Source organism: Aquiflexum sp. (assembly GCF_041749095.1).
Taxonomy (GTDB): Bacteria; Bacteroidota; Bacteroidia; order Cytophagales; family Cyclobacteriaceae; genus Aquiflexum.
The window spans coordinates 1-1,650 of record NZ_JBGTCA010000063.1; the positions used below are offsets into that span (position 1 = coordinate 1).

Consider the following 1,650-nt stretch of genomic DNA (forward strand, 5'->3'; position numbering starts at 1 on the left):
GACAATACCTCTGTCTACATACTAGGTCCGGATGGAGGACTAAATCCTATCGGAATTCCAGGTGAACTTTGCATCGGGGGAAAAGGGGTCGGCAGAGGTTACTTCAACAGGCCTGAACTTACATCCCATAAATTCCTTCCAGACCCATTCAGTCATGTCCATGGTGACAGGATGTACCGTACAGGTGATCTCGCCAAGTGGTTACCTGACGGAAACATCGAATACCTCGGCAGGATGGACGATCAGGTCAAAATCAGGGGATACCGCATAGAGCTAGGCGAAATCGAATCCGTCCTGCTCCTCCACCCTAACGTGAAGCAAGCCGTAGTCATAGCAAAAAATTATGGACTTGGTGACAAAAGACTTGTTGGATATATCGTCTGCAATGGGAAATTCGACAAAAAATCCGTCGATTCATTCCTCAGGTCAAAATTACCTGAATACATGGTTCCCGCACTTTGGCTAGATCTCGAAAAACTCCCCTTGACCTTTAGCGGAAAAATCGACAAAAAAGCACTTCCCGATGTCGATTCCCGGGATGTGGTAACATCAAATTATACCGAACCAAGGACAGAACTGGAAAAAAAGGTTGCCTTTATCTGGAAAAGAATTTTCGCTTTAGACAGGGTAGGCATCCACGATGATTTTTTTGCCATAGGGGGACATTCCCTGCTTGCAGTAAAAGTAATGTCTGCTCTGGAAAAAGAAATCGGTTCAAAACTTGCCATTAACCTGATATTCAAATATCCCACCATTTTTGACTTGGCAAAGGCGATAGAAAGTCCCTATCAAAATCAGGTTGGCTGGGACTCTTTGGTTCCAATCAAGCCTTCAGGAAGCAAACCTCCTTTGTATATTGTCCATGGAGTGGGTTCAACAGTTTCAATTTATTTCCAATTGGCCAAGAATATTGAAGATGATCAACCCATCTATGGTTTTCAGCCGAAAGGTTTGGATGGCATAGAAGTGCCAAACCAATCTGTAGAGGAAATGGCTGCCTTTTACATTTCATTGATGATCAGACAATATCCTTCTGGTCCATATTGCATTGCCGGATATTCTTTTGGAGGATTTGTGGCTTTTGAAATGGCACGGCAACTGAAAGCAATGGGAAAGGAAGTATCTAAACTCATTCTCTTTGACACATCCGCTTATGAAGACCCGGCAAAACTGACTTTATTGAAAAAAATAAAACTTCAGCTGGGCAAAAGATTGGTAAATCTGGGTTTTGCATTTAAAGAACCTCAGGGTTTTTATGAACAGAAAAGCAGATCATTTCAAAGAAAAAGAGACTATATTCTGATCAAATTGAAATTAAAGCCCAAACCCGAGACCCAAAAGGATCATGAAAGCATTATCAAAGTGGTGGCCAAGAATAATGTCAAAATCCTCCAAAAATATATATTGAACCATTATGATGGTGACCTCCATTTATTTAAAGTGAAAAACAGATCCTTTTATGTGGAAGACACCGAATATTATGGTTGGGCACCTTTGGTAAACAAAGTTCATAATGTACATGTATCCGGCCACCATGACAACATATTTAAAAAACCCGGGATCATTAAAGAAATGGCAGAAAAGATCCAAATTGTACTTGATGAGAAACATGGTTCACAGACCCAAATAAAACCATCAATTGATTAAAAT

General features: G+C 40.8%; 1 protein-coding gene. It reads left to right on the forward strand.

Going from position 1 to position 1,650, the window contains the following annotated elements; translation table 11 throughout:
* Nucleotides 1-1,647 (forward strand): thioesterase domain-containing protein (locus tag ACEW8O_RS04075; RefSeq protein ID WP_373493348.1); only part of this gene is annotated, 1,647 nt, incomplete at its 5' end.
* Nucleotides 1,648-1,650 lie beyond the last annotated feature (3 nt).